Origin of the sequence: Brevibacillus sp. AF8, from assembly GCF_021270385.1 — a bacterium.
Classification (GTDB): Bacteria; Bacillota; Bacilli; order Brevibacillales; family Brevibacillaceae; genus Brevibacillus.
The window spans coordinates 39329-58177 of the sequence record NZ_JAGQDN010000017.1; the positions used below are offsets into that span (position 1 = coordinate 39329).

At 49.8% G+C, this 18849-nt stretch carries 15 protein-coding genes; 7 read left to right on the plus strand and 8 right to left on the minus strand.

What is annotated here, in order from left to right:
- The first annotated feature begins 13 nt into the window (after positions 1–13).
- A complete protein-coding gene (locus KB186_RS20145; RefSeq protein ID WP_221867738.1) occupies positions 14–622 on the plus strand; it encodes a hypothetical protein in 609 nt (202 codons plus the stop codon).
- 67 nt (positions 623–689) lie between these two features.
- On the opposite strand, the gene KB186_RS20150 is transcribed toward KB186_RS20145, so the two are convergent.
- Positions 690–1517, minus strand: coding sequence for a M55 family metallopeptidase (locus KB186_RS20150; RefSeq protein WP_173608631.1), 828 nt, complete (start codon positions 1515–1517; stop codon positions 690–692).
- A 163-nt stretch (positions 1518–1680) separates the two neighbouring features.
- A complete protein-coding gene (locus KB186_RS20155; RefSeq protein WP_173608630.1) occupies positions 1681–2814 on the minus strand; it encodes a glycosyltransferase in 1134 nt (377 codons plus the stop codon).
- A 209-nt stretch (positions 2815–3023) separates the two neighbouring features.
- Here KB186_RS20155 and KB186_RS20160 point away from each other — a divergent pair, with 209 nt between their 5' ends.
- On the plus strand, positions 3024–4373 hold the full coding sequence (locus tag KB186_RS20160; RefSeq protein ID WP_173608629.1) for a glycosyltransferase family 4 protein: 1350 nt from the start codon (positions 3024–3026) through the stop codon (positions 4371–4373).
- Between the two features lie 152 nt (positions 4374–4525).
- On the opposite strand, the gene KB186_RS20165 is transcribed toward KB186_RS20160, so the two are convergent.
- From KB186_RS20165 to KB186_RS20175, 3 genes are read right to left on the minus strand one after another with little or no spacing between them, the layout of a single operon-like run.
- Complete coding sequence (locus KB186_RS20165; RefSeq protein WP_221867739.1) at positions 4526–5344, minus strand: hypothetical protein; 819 nt, start codon at positions 5342–5344, stop codon at positions 4526–4528.
- Positions 5337–6965 (minus strand): hypothetical protein, encoded by a 1629-nt coding sequence (locus KB186_RS20170; protein WP_173608627.1) that lies wholly within the window; start codon positions 6963–6965, stop codon positions 5337–5339. The genes KB186_RS20165 and KB186_RS20170 overlap by 8 nt, the downstream gene beginning before the upstream one ends.
- Before the next feature lie 4 nt (positions 6966–6969).
- Positions 6970–8232 (minus strand): O-antigen ligase family protein, encoded by a 1263-nt coding sequence (locus KB186_RS20175; RefSeq protein ID WP_221867740.1) that lies wholly within the window; start codon positions 8230–8232, stop codon positions 6970–6972.
- A gap of 189 nt (positions 8233–8421) precedes the next feature.
- On the opposite strand from KB186_RS20175, the gene murJ reads away from it, so the two are divergent.
- Positions 8422–9948: a murein biosynthesis integral membrane protein MurJ gene (gene murJ, locus KB186_RS20180; protein ID WP_232774251.1), complete on the plus strand. Its 1527-nt coding sequence runs from the start codon at positions 8422–8424 to the stop codon at positions 9946–9948.
- On the opposite strand, the gene KB186_RS20185 is transcribed toward murJ, so the two are convergent.
- Complete coding sequence (locus KB186_RS20185; RefSeq protein ID WP_232774252.1) at positions 9923–11299, minus strand: phenylacetate--CoA ligase family protein; 1377 nt, start codon at positions 11297–11299, stop codon at positions 9923–9925. The two genes, murJ and KB186_RS20185, sit on opposite strands and share 26 nt — an antisense overlap.
- Positions 11300–11503: 204 nt before the next feature.
- On the opposite strand from KB186_RS20185, the gene KB186_RS20190 reads away from it, so the two are divergent.
- Positions 11504–13156, plus strand: a complete 1653-nt coding sequence (locus KB186_RS20190; RefSeq protein ID WP_173608623.1) for a putative polysaccharide biosynthesis protein — start codon at positions 11504–11506, stop codon at positions 13154–13156.
- 57 nt (positions 13157–13213) lie between these two features.
- Here KB186_RS20190 and KB186_RS20195 read toward each other — a convergent pair whose 3' ends face one another.
- On the minus strand, positions 13214–14065 hold the full coding sequence (locus KB186_RS20195) for a class I SAM-dependent methyltransferase (RefSeq protein ID WP_173608622.1): 852 nt from the start codon (positions 14063–14065) through the stop codon (positions 13214–13216).
- Between the two features lie 24 nt (positions 14066–14089).
- Positions 14090–15187 (minus strand): polysaccharide pyruvyl transferase CsaB, encoded by a 1098-nt coding sequence (gene csaB, locus KB186_RS20200; RefSeq protein ID WP_048031963.1) that lies wholly within the window; start codon positions 15185–15187, stop codon positions 14090–14092.
- A 430-nt stretch (positions 15188–15617) separates the two neighbouring features.
- Between csaB and KB186_RS20205 the strand changes: the two genes are divergently transcribed.
- The 3 genes from KB186_RS20205 to KB186_RS20215 all read left to right on the plus strand — a co-directional run bounded on the left by KB186_RS20205 (position 15618) and on the right by KB186_RS20215 (position 18824).
- Positions 15618–16541, plus strand: a complete 924-nt coding sequence (locus KB186_RS20205; protein WP_173608621.1) for a 50S ribosomal protein L11 methyltransferase — start codon at positions 15618–15620, stop codon at positions 16539–16541.
- Between the two features lie 64 nt (positions 16542–16605).
- A complete protein-coding gene (locus tag KB186_RS20210; protein ID WP_173608620.1) occupies positions 16606–17781 on the plus strand; it encodes an acetyl-CoA C-acetyltransferase in 1176 nt (391 codons plus the stop codon).
- A gap of 53 nt (positions 17782–17834) precedes the next feature.
- A complete protein-coding gene (locus KB186_RS20215) occupies positions 17835–18824 on the plus strand; it encodes an LCP family protein (RefSeq protein WP_232774253.1) in 990 nt (329 codons plus the stop codon).
- Positions 18825–18849 lie beyond the last annotated feature (25 nt).

An 18849-nucleotide genomic window follows, 5' to 3' on the forward strand; every position in this document is an offset into this window, starting at 1 on the left:
GAATGAACTGCACATGTCTCGTCGGAAAGATAAGCTGACTGTCATTTACCAAAAGGGTAAAAAGCGAATGGTCGTGAAGACGTTTTTGCACGAAACCAGTAGGGTGGTTGTTGTACTGAATACGCAGTTTACGAACGCCCCAAACACGACTCAAATTGCCAGCGGAGCAGGACGAAGTAGTGCTGCCGGTAATGATGCAGCCATCGATTCAGCCAACACACTGCAACAACAGAGCGTGGGAGCTGGTGGAATTGCGCGAAATCGGGGAATGGCCGGCAAGCAATCGGAGTATCGTGGTCACCATAAGGGCAAAAAGAAAAACGGAAAAGAAGCTATTGTGGTGATAAACGACCAGGTAGTCAAGCTGGCAAGACGCCTTGCAAATGCTTCCGCCACACAAGTAGCAGGTGGGGGTGGCACATACAGTACAGGTGGCACAAATGCTGCGATTGAAAGCTCCAACACGAAGCAACAGCACGCTGTTGGAGGCGGGCCAGGCTCTCGGGCGTCCAATCGAGGAATGAACAACAGGCAAAAGGTGAAAGCGAAGGCAAAAGCAAGAAAGGGAAAAAGAGGATTTCGGTCACGTGTAGCGCGGAAACGGAAGAATGGGCGCGCTTGAAAAATCTCCCGTCAAAATGGAGAACGGAAGAGCTGATTTCAAGCCCTTCCGTTCCTCCCTTCTCTTATTAAAAAAATTCAGCACCCGACGCCAGGTTCAGCATGGCGCGCATTGTTTTGTACATATCTTGCGGATTGGCTGCATTGTAATAAACTGTGTTTGTTGCTGTTTCGTAGCGCGTGCCCGGGACAATTGCGGCCATCTCGGCTTGTCCTGCATGCGAGAATTCCATTGCCAGCTCTACAGGTACAGCTGTACGGAATGGCTGGATGTTGTTCCGGTTGCGCAAGGCATTGGCCGTCTTGCGCTTCAGTTCAGCGGTCGCTTCTTCACGCGAGAGACAGATCGCAGCTGTGCGGGATACCGCTTCCTTCACGATCGCTGTTTGGATGCCCGGAATTAGTTCCTGTGCTTCGACGGCAATGAGATTATCACCAGACACCATGACAACAGGAACGTTGTGCATGCCCGCAATCGCGGCGTTAAAGCCGAACTCACCCACTACTTGTCCGTTGATATACATATTGTGAACCACCCCGGACATCGTATGACTGAGCACGCCAGGAATTCCTTGGCGGGTATGATAGCCGATAAACATCGCTGCATCAAAGCTCTCATCGATTCCCTGCATCATGGATGAATCGCGTGGAGAACCTGCCAACAGTCTCGCTTTCGGATGGAGCTTTTCCCAGAGAATGTTGTTCATGGTGTTGTGGCTGTCTGCTACCACAATATCCGTTACGCCAGACTCAAGTGCAGCTTCAATAACTGCATTGGCATCATCTGTCATAAACTGGCGGCCACGCTGATAGTTAACCCCCGAAGCCGGGTTAATATAGCTCGTATCCACAATGCCTGAAATGCCTTCCATGTCTACCGAAAGAAATAGTTTCATCTCATTTTCACCCTTTCTGTCTGGTGCAGCTTGGTATACAAAATAGTTCCAATTCATATGTAACCAGATTGATCATGAGTAGGCAACCATAAAAACAGATTCTTCAAACAAATCATATGAAAAAAGCACGATGCCCGCTGTTCGCGTTTCACCGTGCCTTTCGTCATTTCAGTAACGTACGATAAAGAGCAACAATTTGTTCGGTCATGAGTTGAATGGTAAAAGTGGATTCTACTTTGCTCAGCGCGTTTTGCACCATGATCTCACGCAATTGTGGTGAAGTCCAAAGCCGTTCCATTGCCTGCGCCAACAATGCGGGATTTCCCGGTTCAACGATCAGCCCCGTTTCGCCATCGAAAACAAACTCTTTCACACCGCCGACACTGCTTGCTACGACAGGAACCTCCGAAGCCATCGCCTCGATAATCGTATAGCCTAGCCCTTCGTACAAGGAAGAGTGGACAAAGCCATCTAAGGCATGCAAGCACGCTGGAATATCTTGCCGAAATCCAGCAAAGCGAACACGTGATTCCAGCCCCAATTCTTTTACCTTGGCTTCGAGCGCAGCACGTTCAGAGCCGTCCCCGATCAACACGAGGTAAGGAGTCTCTTTCTTGTCCGCCACAAGCGTATGAAAAGCATCGAGCAGAATCGGGAGACCTTTTACGGGAACAAAGCGAGCGGCTGTCCCGAACAAAAAGGCGTCCTCTGGTATGTTCCATTCCGCACGTAGTCGATTGCGGTCATTTTCCCGTAAATGGTTTTGCCGATAAGGCTTCATGTCCATTCCGTTATAAATCACGCTAATGTCAGACGAGCGAACACCCTGCCCCCGCAAAATATCGGCAATCGCACCACTGATCGCGATATAATGACGGTTCCAATGTCTCGTGCTCATTTCCATTATGCTGACAATGGCATAGGCCAAAGAGCTTGTATAATCATAACGAAGTGAGCTGTGAACGGTGGTCAGCAAAGGAACCTTCATACCGAGAGCTGCCAGTCGGGAAAAGAAATTGGCTTTAATCCCATGCGTATGAATAATCGCTGGTTGGAATGTGGAAAAGGCAGTCCGCAGAGCCTGCAGCAATCGTAAGTCAAAACGTCCGAACTGATTCAGTGTAATGACCTGGATGCCTGATTCCCGCAACTTACTCGCGAAGAGAGAATCATAGAAGCATACGACCGCGACTTCCACTTCGTCGACTGGAAAAGTAGTGACCAAATTGAGAATATGTTGTTCAGCACCGCCAAATTCCCCCCCGCCAATCACGTGGAGGACTCGTAATTTGCTCATCTGAATTCACCCGAATCGTAATTAAAAAACCTCAGCTGAGGTATGTACATGGAGGCACGACCGAATAGAGGCGGTGTACCGAAAAATGGACGATCATTTATAAACAAAGCCATTTTCACTATAGCAGATGCCTGCTAGATTCGCAATAAGACAGCACTTATGGTATCGTTGATGATGGAAAATTGAAATGGAGAAGGACGGTTACGTAAATGAATACGCACAACGTGTTGATCATATGCTACATATTTCCTCCAATTGGTGGAGGCGGCGTGCCAAGACCGTTGAAAATGGCCAAATATTTGGGGGAGTTTGGCTGGAATGTCCATGTGCTGACAGTAGATCCTGCTTATCATGCGACGCTTGATCCATCCCTTTTGGCACAACTGCCGAGTGATGTCACTATTCACCGTGCGAAGGAGTGGCAGCTGCTGCCGAATCGAGGGGGACAAGCCGCATCAGCAAGTACCAATACAGCGTCCGCACCATTACAGCCGTCATTTAAGGCGAAGGTAAAAAAGCAGGTCGTTCATGTGCTGAAAAAAGTGAAGCCATACTTGTTGATTCCAGACGACCAAATCCTGTGGATGCCGAATGCGCTCAAGCTGGGGCGGGAAATAATGCGCCGTGAAAAGATCGACGTGATTTTTTCCACATCGGGACCGGTGACGAATCACTTGATTGCGAAAAAGCTTTCCCGTGAGTTTGGCTGCAAATGGGTAGCGGATTTCCGTGATCCATGGACGCAAAATATGCACACCTCTGGCATCGAATGGCGAGAGCGCATGGAAGAGCGAATGGAGGAGGCGGTGATGTCCCAAGCGGATGCGATCACGACCGTTACTGCGACCTTCGCCTATAATTTTCGCGAGAAGCACCAGAACCGTATCAAGCGAATGGAGCTGATCTACAATGGGTTTGATCAGGCTGATTTTCAAGGGTTGGCTCCGAGTCATGCTGTTCCGGAAAAGTTTCATGCGGTGTACGCAGGTATTTTGTATCAAAAGCGCAATCCACGCCTCCTCCTGCAAGCCATCCGGGAACTCATCGATGAAAAAGCAGTAGACCGAAATGATCTCTTGCTCAGCTTTGCCGGGGTGTTCGATTATCCGGGGTATTCCGAAAATCGCGATTGTGTGGAAGCATTGGGGCTGGGTGACATCGTTCGTGTGTTGGGGAACCTGCCGCATAAAGAAGCGCTCGGACTGATGAAAGGCGCCAATGCCCTCTTGCTGATCGGGGATGTGTCCGCTGACGCCGGAGCGTATATTCCGGGCAAGCTCTACGAATACATGGGGATTGGCAACCCGATCCTAGCTCTGAACAAAAGAGGCGAAGCGACAGAGATTATTGAAGATTTCCGTCTCGGACAAGTAGCCGATCCAGAGCAAAAAGACGAGATCAAGCAAGCATACCTGAAGCTGTACCAGGAGTGGAAAGCGCAAGGTCAAACGGGTAGCGAGGAACGCGGAGCAGATTTTGCAGAGCGTGTGAAACCGTATGAGCGCCGTGAACAGGCGAAGCAATTGGCGCAATTGATGGATGAACTGGTGAAAAAATAGTACGGCATCGCCCCGGAGCCAATGAAGGCTGCGGGGTTTTCTTCGTGTGGCAGGCATACTTCTTTTGTTTCAAAATAAAAGGACCTGACGATGTTCGCCAGGTCCTGATTCGTACCGATTTGTCTGCTGCCAAGCTAAGGTAGCAGGCTTTTTTAGTACAGCAAATATTTCTCTATTTCTTCCGGTTCCTTAATGTGAATGCCACCAGTATCACCGTATTTAAACAGGTTGAACATCACTTGCTGGTCCATCGTTCCGGCTTCAGGCAGTGGGAGAATGATCCAGGTCTCGTACTGGTGGATCAGACGGTCTTCCTTGCCGAACCAAAACGTTGTCTTGATCGTGGATTCCTTCAAGATGTAATCCAGATCAGGGCGTTCTCCCAATTGCTTTTTCAATGGTTCAAACAGTGGGCTTTGGCTATTTTTCAGCCATTCTGCTCCTGTCATTTTCAATTGGAACGGAACGCTGACTACACCGATAGCTTTCTCCTCAGGCAATTGGACAGCCTTGTCCATGAAAGGCAGCCAGTCCTCGAAGCCCTTCAATACGTCGAAGGCAAGTGGCTCCTCTGGAGCGGTCACGAACTGCTCATTCGCCTTGATATAGCGTTTGTCGTTAATTCGATAGTACGAATACGGCTGGGCCGCGATACGTGCATCCACATTGTAGCCTTTCCCGTTGATGACAGCTCCATTGAACATACTCGTCGTGGTACGAGACAGGATTGTGTTTTTCACATAACCTTTATACCAGTAAGTCTGTGCCTCTTCATTCGTTTTGCCCTTTTCCAGGGCTGTTTTCAACCACTCGGCTCCTGACTCGGTTTGGACCGTTGTCGTTTGATCCGGCTTCTGGTCAAAATTGGTAGTGGCAAAAGCCTTCGTCCCTGATTCATACGTGCAGCCACCGAGCAGGGAGGCTGTGCAGATGGCAGCGAGCAATGCCCATGCTTTCGTCGCTTTACGCATGGCGAAACCTCCTTACGACCCCGTATCCCAAGAGTCCCACGAATAGCGCGATTGTGAGTCCGAGTACCGGAATGTTGTGCTGCTTAAACACGAGAATACGATGCGTATTGTACATGTTGGCCACGATTTCGTTTTCTTTGTCTCCATCGATGTCGCCGATTTGCACATTGATCAGCGGCATGTATATGCGCCAGTTTTGTTTCAAGCCCTCTGGCGTGTAGTCATAGCCAGACAAATAGCGAGTATCTGTGGTACTTACCCAGCTTTTTGCTTTGGCTACGATCTCAGGCTTGGCGTTGTTACCAATCGTAGCAAAGTTGGAGAAGCGGAAGCTCTTATCGTGGTCACCGCTTGCCCACAAAATTTCCCACGTACCGTCTGCTTTTGGTTTCAAGATGTACGAAGGTTTGCCTGCCACGAGCAGCTCATCGACCTTGTCGTTGTCGATATCGGCAGGAATGAACTCGCCAGTTGCCAATTCGGCCTGTTTGCGTGTCAGTGTGTACGATTCTGTCAGTGTGCCATCTGGCTCTACAGACAGTACACTCAGGTGCTCGCCCATGACAACGATTCCTTCGCGGCCATCTGGCAGCATCATGGTGGTCATCAGCTTGGTTGCTTTTGTCGTGCCGCCAAAAGGCTTGCCGTCGTAGTTGCCTGTCAGCATACCATCCTTGATGTGTAGATCCGTGTACTTGGAACCCAATGTTTGTCGTACGTCCATACTGCCTGCGTTATCTGCCAGTTGGTTTGCGATGTTCTCCATATCAAGCATAAACGCACGATAGGGTGCCGTTCCGATTTGCATCATGCCCTCCGCATATGGTTGGCGTTGGACATTCGGTACCAATTGACCGTCTTTCATCGTGTAATACGGGAAGCCCGGATAATCGGTCGGCAATTTTTCCTGGATGATCTTCATGGTTTCTGCCGGAATCTGATCATTCGGCATCCGCACCATTTGACCATCTTTCCAGGTCAGGACGTAAAGAGAAACAGGTTCCGCCTGCAAATGGCGCAGCTTCTCTGCCATTGCTTTTTTCTCTTCTTCCGTCTCTGGCTTTTCAATTTTTTCCGGCAGTGGAAGCTCCTCGGCATTGCCGTACGTGATGATCTCCATGCTGCCATCGCCATTGACGTCATGCAGCGCGATCGGGAAGTAATCCACCCAATCGCCGTTGTACAAACGGTCAGATTCGTATGTCACGGTAAAGTGGCTAAGTGCAGTCAGCGTATCTCTGTTGAACGTCACATTCGCCAAGAGGGCGATCAGAACCAACGAGCCGACTGCACGCCAGTTGAGGCGTCCATACCATTTCACGAGAAGCGCAATCACGATGACTGCGATTGCACCACCGATCAACAGAGCAGCAGTCGTTTTCACATCGACGCGTGTCAGTGCCCGATCCAGGAGCAAGAAGCCGATGGTAAACACAAGCACTTGACGTCGCTCCGACGGATGCACCACAAAGTAGCAAAAAGCTAGCAGTGGCAGGAAAATGAGTACAGCAATCCACGTTAAATCAAGGAACGCGGGTTTCACGAGCAAATGATAAATCAGAAACAGGGCAATGGCGTACAGCGCCCAGCTTATCGTTTCGAGAATAGGATTCCGGCGCATGTGCTCACCACCTTTTGTTTTGTGTCTGGTCGACGAATAATGCGCAGAGGAAGCCGCCAAACAGCCAGAAATAGAGGGCCATGAACGGCACCTCGAAAATGTTTTCAACGAGGTTATGCGTAGCTACCGCAATTAATCCGCCCAGCAGTCCGAGTATCGCAAAAAAGTGTGGCGAGCCTTGGATGTTGCGTATGAGCCCAGCTCCGTATTTGAACATCGTGATCACGGTTCCGATCAACAGGATGATCCCGATCAGACCGTATTCCGCCAAACTTTTAAAGAAGTAGCTGTCTGAATAAATGGTACCGAAATGGCGAGCTGCAACTGCTCCGCCGTGATGACCGAGTCCGACACCGAACAATGGCTCGATACGCATATTGTCGTATGCTTTTCCCCAGCGCCCGATGCGTCCACCCTCACTGCTAGATTCGAAGTATTCAGGTGTAAACAGCGTGAAAATGCGATCTTTTACTTTTCCGACAAGCGGAACTGAATCAGGAACGAAGAACAGGGCTACAACCCCGATAATCCCTGCGATCACCAGATATCCTGCTACTCGTTTGTTCCAGATGTAGAAGCAAACGAACACGGCAAAGGCAAGAGCGAACCAGGCACCGCGGGACCCGGTTAAGAGCAAAGCAAGCACGGTGGTCAGTGCTACAATGGCCCAAATCAATTTTTGCTTGAGAGTAGTAGCAGTCATGAACAGACCAGCGGCAATCGGTGTAACCAACGCCATATAGCTGCCCAATACGTTCGGGCTCGTTACGAAGGAGAATGCACGCGTGGTAACTGCTTCTCCTTCCTGCACCCATGATTCAGGTGTTTTGACGCCTACGATGACTTGCAAGACACCATACAGTGCCGCTACGAAACCAACCAGCACAAGTACCTTCATGAACTTGTTCAGGTCTTCCATCGACTTCAGCAAATAGAAGCCCATGAAAAAGGCGAGGATGTACTGGTAGACGGAACGGAATCCTTCCACAGTCGCTTCCCAGTTCGCCATGTCAGTCACCATGATGGCAATTCCGAGGACGAAAAAGGCTCCAAGCCAATGTTTGATTCCAGGCATCGTCCGATTTGACTGTAAAAACGCAACGAACGTAAACAGCATCAGAACGATGAGCAGTCCTTCATCCCACAGAGAAGATATGACTGGAATCGGTAGAATCTGTCGCAAGACGTAATCGATTACGGGATAGGCCAACAGCAAATACAACCACGTAGATGATTGGCTTCCCCACTTCAACACGGTTTCTCTCATTTTTATTGTAGTCCTCCTACAGGTAGGGATTAACCTACCTATTATAATGAATCTGACAACCCGGTAGCAAGCCGGGGGGAAAGAGGTTGGTAGGAACGGTAGAAATAAGATATGATAACTAGGTAGTTTGAGGGGTTAGAATCAAGCCTGGAACGTAGGGTTTCAAATAGGGATAGGAGAAAAGTGGACATGAGTTTGTTAAAAATTGCTTCCATGATTGTCGTGCTGACTCTCGTTGGAAGGCTTCTGGGCTTTTTTCGCAGTGTATATGTATCCAGCTTGTACGGGACTGGCATGGAGGCAGATGCGTTTAATATCGCGGCAACGATTCCGCTGACGCTGTTCTTGGTCATACCGGGAGCCGTCAATGCAGTGCTGATCCCGACGATGCGGGGCATGATGGAAAAAGGAGAGCGGACGACTGACTTGTATCAGAAGATGCTCACGATCATTTTGGGTATATTCGTTGCTCTCTCTGCTTTAGGGGTTGTCTTTTCTTACCAGCTGGCTGCGATGTTTGGACTGACGGGTGAGAAGCTGGAGCTCACGGCTAGCATGCTGCAATGGATGTGGCCATCAGCTATTTTCATCGGGTTAACGGGGCTTTGGTCGAGTATTTGCAATGCTCACCAACATTTCTTTACACCGACGCTTGGCACGGTAGTCAATGGAGCTTTGGTGATTGTCAGCATGTATGTGCTCGTTCCGATGTATGGTCCCATTGGATTGGCAATGGCTACGACAATCGGTTACTTGGCTGCACTGTTGCCGATTCTCCCTACCTTGCGCGGATTCGGCTATCAGCAGCGCTTCTCCTTTGCTTGGCGTGAGGACGCAGCTCTCAAAGGCATGGGCGAGCGCGTCATTCCGATTTTAATTGGTGCGGTGGTAGCTCAGGCGACTACCTTTTTGGAGCGAGGCTTCGCGGAAGGGCTTGGAACGGGTGTCGTTTCCGCCCTCGCCAATGCGAACCAGATCATGCAATTGCCTCTGGCTATTTTTGTCGGGGCGTTTACGCTGCCGTTATTCCCGCTGTTGGCTAGTCATGTCAAGCGGGGGGAAATGACGGAGATGAAGCAAATCCTGCAAAAGGGACTTGCCTATCTTCTCATTTTGCTGCTGCCCGTGACGGTTGGACTTGCGCTATACGCAGAGCCAATCATCCGACTAGCTTTTGAGCGTGGTGCGTTCGATGAGCATTCTGTCGCTTTGACAGCGTGGGCACTGCCGTTTTACGGCGTGGGGCTTTTCTTTTTAGCGTCGAGAGACTTGCTGACTCGCGCCTTTTATGCACTGGAAAACACGAAGACACCCGTTATGATCGGGGCGATTGGGATCGGTGTGTATGCCCTTGCCAACTGGTTGCTCATTCCCCTGCTTGGTCATGGCGGAATTGCTCTTGCCAATGCGGTATCGGCTATCAGTCAAGCGCTCCTGCTGTTCATTTTGCTATGGAGGGCAGTAGGCAGCCCTGTACGAGCGAATTTCCTCATGACCACGGGGAAAACCATTCTGGGCTGCGCAGTCATGGCTGGTGCTATTTTGTTCGTCGATCCATGGTTATCCGTATTGCCTGTCTGGTTGTACTTGCCGCTAGGAATTATGGGTGCAGCTCTTTTATATCTTGTCGTGCTCATTTTGGTTCGCGAGCCACTTGTGTCAGAACTGCTGCAAAAAGTACGCAAGCGGTCTACTCCAGCGGGAGGGCGCTCGTAAGCGGGAATTCCCTGATGGCATAGCGGGTCTTACCCGAGCTTGCGGGGGGAATGGTTTCCACGTAAGAAACGTGGATGCTGACCTGGCCTAATGCCGCGCGAATTCCTTCCAAAAGCTTGGCTTCATCAGCAGGCAAAAAACGTTCGGGCTCCTTCACCAGTCGCAGGCTCAGTCGCTCCGGATCATGCTGGACGATCTGAAAGGTGCGGAAGCTGTCCATATTCCGCACGATGTGATTAAAATAATGTCCGTGCACGTACCGTCCGTTGAGCGATAGGAACATGTCGTCTTCTCTGCCATCAATCGAAGCAAGAAGTGGAAAAGAGAGATTGCAAGAGCAGGTTGAATCGGAAAGCGCGACGACATCTCCTAATTGGTAGCGCAGGCGAGGCATGACGGTATTGTGCAAGTCTGTGACGAGCAGTGCTCCCGGGTGCCCTTTGTGGACGGGAATATGCGTAAGAGGATCGACTACCTCCAAATAACAGTTCCCGGAAAAGGCATGCATGCTCCCAGCCGTGCATTGGTAGGCGATAATTCCGCCGTCACGAGCGCCGTACTCATTCACAACAGGCGCATCAAAAGCCTGGGCAATTGTTTGCCGCTGGTGCTCGTGCAGGCTTTCTGCTGTAGAGACCACGGCTTTGAGCGGGATTCCGAGCGTCATGCCCCGTCGTAGCATCATCATGGCGAGGGTATGCAACGCGGAGGCGTACCCGTATAAATAGGCTGGACGGAATTCCCGGATGAGGCGCAGGTTTGCTTCCAAATGACTTTCGTCCAATTCATAGGCAGAAATCATCATGCGGTTTTTCAACCAGCGTTCCTTCCAGCGGTAGCGGCGAGCTTGCTGGGCGTTTAATTCGAGAGGAGAGCCCCAGATCATCACACATGGGTCTCCAATGCGAATGCCGTACCAGGATAGCCCCAACCAGCGCGCAGCTTCATACCGCTCGACCGTTTGACGATCAAGATAAAAATGGGTAGGTTCACCTGTGGAGCCTCCCGTACGATTTCCAACGAGTCTGCATGTTTGGAGGCCCTGGCTCAAATATTGATCAGCGTTTTGCCGAAAGTGTGCTTTGGTCAGAACAGGAATACGCTGCAAAAAACGTTCAGGCATCTCGCGCATTTTGCTCCAGTCTGGGGCGAAGGCAGTGTAAGCTGGTACGTTTTGTATCGCATGATCGAGTAGCTTCACCAGCTTTTCTCGCTGCTGCACGTTAAGCGCTTCGGCAGATAGACGCTGAGTTGCTTGCAATTCTTTCATGTAAGGACGGATGCGATTTCCTTTCAAGGCCTCCATTAACGGCCACTGTACATGGCGGATCAAAAATCCGGTTGTGGGCATAATTTCCCCTCCTACTCACTGATCACACAGGCAGACGATTAAAAAAAATCAATGCAATCTGTTTTTCACCAGTATTCCTGCGAAATTCCATCGATATACCTGTTTGCTGGAAGAGGGAAATGATAGTAGGATAGAGAGTGGGTTCATGTCGATTGGTGCTGCCTTACGGGTATCCAGTCAAAGAGACGAATAAAGGAGTTACCCATGTTGAAAAAAAGTCATTTTCTCGCGGGAGCGTTGATCTTAGCCATAGCGGGGATTTTGTCAAAAGTTATCGGGATGTTTTACCGAATTCCGCTTCAAGAGATAGTAGGCGACAGAGGTCTCGGACTCTATCAGGAAGTATATCCTCTCTACCTGACCTTTCTCATATTGGCGACAGCAGGTGTGCCAGTAGCATTGTCGAGAGTGATTGCAGAGGCATTAGCTGAAGGAAAACAAGGCTCTATTGGACAAATTTTGGCCCGTAGCATGGTTATGATGGGCGCCATCGGACTTATCTTGTTTGCGCTCCTGTACGTCAGCTCCCCACTTATCGCAAAGCTCATGGGGAATCCGCATTTGATTGAACCGATTCGAGCGATTTCCATGTCGCTGCTGTTCGTTCCTTTGATTGCGGTTATTCGCGGCTTTTTCTACGGCCATCAAAAAATGTTGTTTGTCGGACTCTCGCAAATTGTGGAGCAGACCTTGCGTGTCGTATTTATTTTGGTAGCTTCCCTGTATCTCGTGTCACTCGGTGAAGATACGGATACTGTGATTACCGGAGTCAACTTCGGTACGATGATCAGTACGTTTTTGAGTCTCGGGTTTCTAGCATTACTCATGTGGCTCCACAACCGGAAAAATTCCGTGTTTAGCGGGGCAGAGTGGGGGCGCCTTACTTGGTGGTATGATCGTGCCTTCTTCGCCTCGATGTGGCGAATTGCCTGGCCAATTTGTATCAGCGCCTTAGTTATCCCGATTTTCAGCCTGACGGATTCCTTTCTGGCGATTAACATCTTCCGCTACATATGGAATGTGGACGGCTTGACGGCGGATACGTGGTTTGGCATTTACAGCAGGGGAGGACCACTTCTGCAAATGGCGAGCTTGTTCGGATCGTCGATTGCTCTCTCGATCGTCCCTGCCATTGCCGAAGCAATCAGACAAAAGGATCAGGAACGGATTACGACCTTGACCAAGCTCTCACTGCGCTTTGCTTGGCTAATCGGTCTGCCTGCCGGGCTGGGACTGACAGCTGTAGCTGAAGGGGCGAATTTGGCGTTGTATGGTGATATGGAAGGCACGCGTGCAATGGCGATTTTAGGAATCACAGCGATCCCGCTTTCCTTGTTGCTTGCTACAAACGGCATTTTGCAAGGGATCGGCAAAGAAAAAATCCCTGCGCGTCATCTGCTTTATGGTGTCATTGTAAAAGTACTGGCAACACTCGTGTTTACCTCGATGTTCGGTATGGATGGATTGTCCCTGTCTTGGCTGGTTGCTACTGCATTTGTCTGCGTACTGAATATGCGAGTCATCAACCGTTACGTATCGATTCCGATTAACTGGCGCTTCGATACCATTTATCCGTTACTGGTGGCTAACCTCATGCTCATTCTGGCTTGGGGAGCGACAGAGGCAATTGATTTCCTGTTCAGGGGAAGAGAGCCAGTGCGCATTTTGGGAGCGATAGAGACCGTCGCTGGAGTCGGTGTAGGGCTCATCATCTACCTGGGACTGCTCATCCTCATTCCACTTATTGAAGACAAGGAGCTAGACTGGCTGCCAGGTGGAAACAAACTGCGCGCCTTTATCCAATTCATACGGAGGAAGCAGGCCTCCTCGTTAAAGTCCAATACGAATAACGATTAATCCAATCGAAAAACCCCTTTCTCCACAAACGGAGGAAGGGGTTTTATGTGATCTTTCTTATTTCGCTTTTTGATAAACACATACGACCATTTTTACGAAAAATTCACGGGTAGCAGGCAATTTCGCCAAGGCCTGCAACTGATTGCGCAACGGAATCTCTCGCTGGTAAACCGCAGGCTGTACCACGCCTTGTTGAATTTTTCGAAACCGTTTGATCGTCATGCGATTGATGTACGAGATCGTGTCTCTGCCATCAGGGAGCTTGTCGAAGCGAAATGCAATCCGGTCAGAACCGTCTGGCAAGTCGCTAACTAGCTTTTTATAGGCGTCAATCAAGGCCTGCTCCGAAAAGAGGGCATGTACCCAAGGAATGCCGATCGCATCTGACAAATGAGCACCGTATGGATGATAATACGGCGGAAAATTGATGTAGAGATGCCCGCCAGGCTTCAAGACCCGAAAGCATTCCTCCAGCGTCTTTTCCGGTTCGCCAACGTGCTCCATCGCATCATTCATGATGATCGTATCGAACGTGTTGTCCGGGAAGTCCATTCTTGCGGCATCACCAGTCATGAAGGAGACGAGATGATCCAGTCCCTTTTTCTTCGCGAATGCATTTCCTTCCTCCGCGTAGTGGGGGACGATATCGATGCCGATCATTTTTTTCGGTCCATAGGTGGCGTAATAGCAGGTTTTGCCCCCGCCGCCACAGCCGATGTCCAAAACTGTTTTGTCACGGAACATTTGCTCCTGTGAATGGAAGGGGAGGAAAAACTGAATGGTTTGATCCCCTTTTTGAAATTGCCATTCGGTATAGCTCATTTCCCCGTTGTTTGCCAGGTTGAAAGGGTGAACGGGGAGAGGAAATAATCGATTTAAACGAAGTAACACTTGTGAAGAAAAGGACATGATGTCCTCCTTTCCAGGTCAGCCTTATTTACGCAGCGCCTGCAAAACAAGTTCACTGCTTTTGGATGCTTCGATCGCTAACAGATGGGAATGCTTCGTTACTACATCAATTTCGTGATCGAGGTTGTCCAGTTTTTCAGCGAGCAAGGTCAAAAGTGTAGTTTCATCGAGTTGAGTAATATGACCAGCATTGGGCATTCCAGCGCGTTCAACGAATCGATCGATTTTCGGATCGTAGGAGATACCGATAAAAGGAATTCGCAGCATGCAAGCAAGAATGAGAGAGTGAAGCCGCATTCCTACGACGTAGTTGCATTGCTTCAGTACCGACATGATGTCATGAAAAGTCACAGGTGCATCGAGAAGACGTGCTCCTGGTTGGCTCATCTGGTCCATGATTTCCTGGGACGGTGCCAAATCACTAGGGACATGCATCGGGAGGAAGAGAACATTCCATCCGCGCATGATAAACCAATCTGCTGCCCGGGCTATCTTCTGTTTGAATTGCTGTTCCTGCTTCCAGTCCCGGACAGAGATGGCGACCAAAGGCTTGGAAGGATCATCAAACATACCATGGAGCAGCTCTTTTCCCCGTTGATCTGCAATATCGTCTGGGGATATCGTCAGAGCAGGGTCAGCTGTTATATAGATAGGGGCTTTTTTTACGCCGCAGGCTTTGAAGTCCTCTCCTGATTCGTAGTCGCGAACCGTGATAATGTTGACGTGATTCACCACGCGTTTAATCATCGTGCGACTGAGCGATTTGAGGATGGGTCCAAACCCTTGCGCGTAAAAGACCACGGGTTTACCTAAAAGCTTGGCAATGGTGACGATGCCCAAATAGTAGAGGACACTGCGCGGACTGGTTACATCCTGCATCAGTGTACCGCCGCCCATCACCAGCATGTCACTTCGCGAAAGCTCGCGGACGATGGTTCCAAAGCTCCAGCGGTTATAGGCTTCAATCCCGAACAGTTCCGCAGTCCGATCAGGCTGATTGGACAAGACGGCGAGAGAGATATTTGGTTGTTCCCGCTTAAGAGAGCTGATGATGCCGTACAGGACCACATCGTCTCCGGCATTATTAAAGCCGTAGTACCCGGAGATGAGAATTCGCGACATGGAGTGAACCTTCTTTCTATATCAAACGTACAGGAAAAATACATTCTCAAGTATAATCGAGTAAACAAGGGGAAGTAAAGCAACCACAGTAGAAAACTTCACGCCCCAATTGTTTGGACAGATACAGTGGGTGTAGCGAGGTTCGTAGGGTATAATGATGTTGTTCCGACTTACGAGAACATATAGAGGAAACCCATACCGAACATTCCGATGCCAAGAACGATGAGGGCAATCATGACGATGAAAAGTCCCTTGTTTTTGCGGCGACGGTAAAAAAATTCGTCAAACATGGTAAGCCTCCCTGTGGTGGTGATAGTCCATTCTACTATCATACCATGTTCTCTATCATCCTTGCCATCCACAGATGAGTGAATAGATGTCCGCAAGAATAGGGGCGAATGACAGCAAAAGGGAAGGAGCATTTTTCATCATGGAAAGCATGTGGCTCAAATACACATTACTAGTGGAATCAGAGATTGAGGATTTGTTTGTGGCAGAGGTATTGACCAGCTCCTACACACTTGGCTGGATCGAACCGCAAATCGAAGTACTGACAACGGAAAACGGATATGATTACGCAGAAAATACGGAAGGTCCACTTGTTGGTTATCTGTTTGAACCCCAGCACGATCGTGAAGAGGAGCATGTATCCCGCCTGAAGACCTACATTCAGCGGTGGAATGGACAAGTCACTATAAAAGAAGTAGAACTCGTAGCGGAGGAAAATGATTCGTGGAAAGAGGAGTTCCGTGAAGTCAAAATAGGCGACTGGTGGGTGGCACCAACGTGGACCGACCCCGCAGCGCTGGAGTCGGCTCGGCATATCCTATGGATCGATCCAGGTGCAGCCTTCGGAACGGGCTATCATGGAACGACGCAGGACATTCTTTTGTTTTTGCAAGAAATGGATCTGGAGGGTAAGCAAGTCATTGATGTAGGAGCTGGCTCAGGAATTCTCTCTTTGTACTGCGCCTTGAATGGAGCGAAGCATCCTGTATGGGCAGTGGACATTAATCCACAAAGTGAGTATCAGGTTCTCGTCAATGCGACCAATAATCATCTTCCTGACCACGCTGTACAAGTCGTCATTGGGGATGCGAGCGAGGACGCAGTGAAGTCTCAATTGCCTGACCAAGCAGATGTCATTCTGGTCAATATCGGTGGCGATGAAAATGTCGCGATGCTTCCGATGATTACGGAGCGAATGGCACCAGGAGGAACGTTGATTCTCTCGGGAATTGTCGAATGGAATCGGGAAGCTGTCATTGCTACATTTGAACAGGCAGGCTTCCAGGTGGAGAAAGAAAGCCAACATGACGAATGGGTCACCGTTGTATTGAAAAACATCGTTTAGAACCGCCCTGTAACTTCCGTGTGAGACAATAAAGAAAAAGGTTACTCAATGGAGGGGAAAACAAATGGAGCAGGTTGTCATTGCTGCTGCCGGACGTACGCCTATTGGTACGTTTGGTGGCGTCCTGAGAGATGTAAGCGCTCGCAAGCTGGCAGAAACCGTCATTCGTGGTGTTATGGATCGATCTGGCCTGGAAGCTTCTCAGATCAATGAAGTCATTTTAGGCAATTGCATTCAGCGCACAGACGAGCCAAACATAGCGCGAGTGGCAGCATTGGACGCAGGATTGGGAAAAGAAGTGACGGGCTTCACGATTCAACGTCAATGCGCGTCCGGCATGCAAGCGATTGTGAGCGGCGCTTCCCAAATTCTTTTAGGCGACAGTGAAATCGTTTTGGCAGGCGGCGTAGAGAGCATGAGCAACGCCCCGTATGTCCTGAAAAATGCGCGCTGGGGCAAACGATTGACACATGGGGAAATGACCGATGCGATGTGGGAGTTGTTGACAGATCCCCACCATCAAATCCTGATGGGCGAAACGGCAGAACGGCTGGTCGATCGTTACGGGATCACGCGTGAGGAGTCGGATGAAATTGCCTTGCGCAGTCAGCAAAACGCGATCCGCGCCATAGACAGCGGTTTGTTTGCGGAGGAAATCATAGGAGTTTCTATTAAAAAACGGACCGAAGAAATTATGGTTACGGAAGACGAATTCCCTCGCAGGGGAGTGACTCTGGAAAGTCTCGCGAAACTTAGACCCAGCTTCCGGGACAATGGTACAGTGACGCCAGGCAATGCCTCCGGGCTCAACGATGGAGCGTCCGCAGCCGTTTTGATGAAAGAAGGAAAAGCGAGAGAGCTCGGGATCGAACCACTCGGCAAAATTGTCTCGTGGGCGGTAGCGGGGGTAGAGCCTGATTTGATGGGATATGGACCCGTTCCAGCAGTGAAGCGTGCATTGGCAAAAGCCGGTCTGACGCTCGCGGATATCGAACTGATCGAAGTAAACGAAGCCTTTGCCGCGCAATACCTGGCTGTGGAAAAATTGCTGGAGCTACCGCGGGAAATAACGAATGTGAACGGAAGCGGTATCGCGCTGGGTCACCCTGTCGGTTCTACCGGCTGCCGAATTGTCGTAACCTTGCTGCATGAAATGAAGCGACGACAGCTGAAGCGAGGCTTGGCTGCCCTTTGTGTTGGCGGAGGTATGGGTATGGCGATGGTTGTCGAACGCACATAGGTTTAAACGAAGTCTCCCCTGTTAAAAATGGAAGCAAAGGGGGAGGCTTTGTCATGTTTATATGGTTATTTTTCAAACGACATGGAAAACAGATTGCGTTTCATACCTTATCCTGTTTGGCGATCGGGGCGTTGTTGCTGGTTGCCTATAGTGCCTATCAATACAAGCAAATGACAAATCAGTGGTATGCTCCGATTGATGGAGTCAAAGGAAGCGCAAAGCAGGCAGCTGCGTCCCTTCCTCCTCGTAATCTTTTGACAGGAACAGAGCCATTAAAGCCTTTCGTCGCCCTGCTTCTCGGCGTGGATAGCCGAGACGGGGAAAGTGCACGTTCAGATACAATGATGCTTGCGGCGATTCATCCCGGGAAGCAATCCGTCTATCTTTTGGCGATTCCGCGTGACAGCTACATGGAGCTCCCAGGCAAAGGATATGACAAAGTGAACCATGCGATGGCTTTTGGTGGTCCGAAGATGGTGAAAGAGTCGTTGGAAAAATTTTTGCAAATAAAAATTGATCGGTATATCTCCGTCGATTTCGATGGCTTCCGTCAAATTGTAGACGAGCTGGGCGGTGTCACAGTCGATGTGAAGAAACGCATGAAGTACAGTGATCCGAGCGACGACACGTACATCGACATTCAGCCAGGGCTGCAGACTTTATCAGGTAAACAGGCATTGGATTACGCCCGCTATCGCAAAAGTGATCTAGGCAAGGAAGACAGTGATTACATACGGATTGGCCGACAGCAGGAGATTCTCAAAGCGTTGGCTTCTAAAGGCACCTCGCTTCAAGTGTATACCAAGGCATTTTCACTCATGGAAATACTGGGTCAGCATGTGAAAACGGACCTTACTGAGCAGGAAATCGCCTCTTTATTATTGTCTTATGGCGATGGCACTCCGAACTCCATTCAAGCGGATACACTGGTCGGACAGGATGAGCGCATTTGGCATAATGGAATCGTTGGCTGGTATCATCTCGTCCCCACAACTGAACGGGAAAGAGCACGCCAGCAAATCATCAAGGAAGTTACGCCGTAAGAAACAAAGACCATAAGAGCAAGAG

What these genes read in the sequence shown, in the direction of transcription:
- KB186_RS20145 (WP_221867738.1), top strand. Translation starts at nt 14, where the DNA reads ATGTCTCGTCGGAAAGATAAGCTGACTGTCATTTACCAAAAGGGTAAA.
- KB186_RS20150 (WP_173608631.1), bottom strand. Translation starts at nt 1,517, where the DNA reads ATGAAACTATTTCTTTCGGTAGACATGGAAGGCATTTCAGGCATTGTG.
- KB186_RS20155 (WP_173608630.1), bottom strand. Translation starts at nt 2,814, where the DNA reads ATGAGCAAATTACGAGTCCTCCACGTGATTGGCGGGGGGGAATTTGGC.
- KB186_RS20160 (WP_173608629.1), top strand. Translation starts at nt 3,024, where the DNA reads ATGAATACGCACAACGTGTTGATCATATGCTACATATTTCCTCCAATT.
- KB186_RS20165 (WP_221867739.1), bottom strand. Translation starts at nt 5,344, where the DNA reads ATGCGTAAAGCGACGAAAGCATGGGCATTGCTCGCTGCCATCTGCACA.
- KB186_RS20170 (WP_173608627.1), bottom strand. Translation starts at nt 6,965, where the DNA reads ATGCGCCGGAATCCTATTCTCGAAACGATAAGCTGGGCGCTGTACGCC.
- KB186_RS20175 (WP_221867740.1), bottom strand. Translation starts at nt 8,232, where the DNA reads ATGAGAGAAACCGTGTTGAAGTGGGGAAGCCAATCATCTACGTGGTTG.
- murJ (WP_232774251.1), top strand. Translation starts at nt 8,422, where the DNA reads ATGAGTTTGTTAAAAATTGCTTCCATGATTGTCGTGCTGACTCTCGTT.
- KB186_RS20185 (WP_232774252.1), bottom strand. Translation starts at nt 11,299, where the DNA reads ATGCCCACAACCGGATTTTTGATCCGCCATGTACAGTGGCCGTTAATG.
- KB186_RS20190 (WP_173608623.1), top strand. Translation starts at nt 11,504, where the DNA reads ATGTTGAAAAAAAGTCATTTTCTCGCGGGAGCGTTGATCTTAGCCATA.
- KB186_RS20195 (WP_173608622.1), bottom strand. Translation starts at nt 14,065, where the DNA reads ATGTCCTTTTCTTCACAAGTGTTACTTCGTTTAAATCGATTATTTCCT.
- csaB (WP_048031963.1), bottom strand. Translation starts at nt 15,187, where the DNA reads ATGTCGCGAATTCTCATCTCCGGGTACTACGGCTTTAATAATGCCGGA.
- KB186_RS20205 (WP_173608621.1), top strand. Translation starts at nt 15,618, where the DNA reads ATGGAAAGCATGTGGCTCAAATACACATTACTAGTGGAATCAGAGATT.
- KB186_RS20210 (WP_173608620.1), top strand. Translation starts at nt 16,606, where the DNA reads ATGGAGCAGGTTGTCATTGCTGCTGCCGGACGTACGCCTATTGGTACG.
- KB186_RS20215 (WP_232774253.1), top strand. Translation starts at nt 17,835, where the DNA reads ATGTTTATATGGTTATTTTTCAAACGACATGGAAAACAGATTGCGTTT.